This window comes from Catenulispora pinistramenti, from assembly GCF_018274385.1.
In the GTDB taxonomy this organism is placed as follows: domain Bacteria; phylum Actinomycetota; class Actinomycetes; order Streptomycetales; family Catenulisporaceae; genus Catenulispora; species Catenulispora pinistramenti.
Genome location: NZ_JAAFYZ010000485.1, coordinates 1 through 1,313, shown reverse-complemented (window position 1 = coordinate 1,313; position 1,313 = coordinate 1). Strand labels below are relative to the sequence as shown.

Sequence of the window (1,313 nt, the reverse complement as noted above, 5' to 3'; positions counted from 1 at the left end):
GGGCGAGGGCCTGGATCGTCGGACGGTCGAACAGATCCCGGATCGCCACCTCCACCCCGAAAACCCCACGCACCCGATTCACCAAACGCATCGCCGACAACGAATGCCCACCAAGCCCGAAGAAATCCTCATCCACCCCCGGCACCACCGACGACCCCAACACCTGCGCGAACAAACCACCCAACAACTCCTCCACCACCGAACCCGCACCCGCACTGGAACCGGAACCCACCACCGGAGCCGGCAACGCCCGCCGATCCACCTTCCGATGCGCCGTCAACGGCAACTCCGCCAACTCCACAAACGCCGACGGCACCATGAACCCCGGCAAACGACCCGACAAAAACCCCCGCAACGCCACCCAATCAAAACCCCCCACCACACCACCAGAGGGCACCACATAACCCACCAACCGCTTATCCCCCGGAGAATCCTCACGCACCACCACCACCGCACGCGCCACCCCCGGAAACGCCACCAAATGCGCCTCCACCTCACCCAACTCCACCCGAAAACCCCGAACCTTCACCTGACCATCAACCCGCCCCACAAACTCCAACACCCCCGAAGCACCCCACCGCACCAAATCACCCGTCCGATACATCCGCTCACCCACACCACCAAACGGATCCGGCACAAACCGCGACGCCGTCACCCCCGACCGCCGGTGATAACCCCGCGCCAACCGATCACCACCCACATACAACTCCCCCACCACACCAACCGGCACCAACCCCAAACCCCCATCCAACACATAAACCCGCGTCCCATCCATCGGCACCCCCACCGGCACCGAATCCACAAACGGCACACCCCCACCCGTCACCTGAAAAGTCGCAAACACCGTCGTCTCCGTCGGCCCCCACACATTCACCACCGACAACCCCGGACACACCACCGCCGCCCGATTCACCGACCCAACCGACGCCTCCTCACCACCCGTCCACACCTCCGACACACACCCCAACGCCCCCGGAATCTCCGCCACCGCCACATCAAACAAAGCCTTCGTCAAATACAACCCCGTCACCCCACGCCCCACCAACACACGCTCCAAACCCGCCAAATCCAACAACCCATCCTCAAACAAAACCACCGTCCCACCCGCCAACAACGGCACCCACATCTCATACGTCACCGCATCAAACGAATGCGGAGAATGCATCAACACCCGAGAATGCCGACCACCCCGCCAACAACCATCATCCACCAACGCCAAAACATTCCGCTGACTAATCGACACACCCTTCGGCACACCCGTCGAACCAGACGTGAACATCACATAAGCAACCTGATCAAGACCCGCGAAACCA

The 1,313-nt window shown here is 62.1% G+C and carries 1 protein-coding gene; it reads right to left on the bottom strand.

Annotation, left to right across the window (positions count from 1 at the left end):
* The coding region (locus tag KGQ19_RS48635) for a non-ribosomal peptide synthetase (RefSeq protein ID WP_212022440.1) at positions 1-1,313 on the bottom strand (1,313 nt) is incomplete at both ends.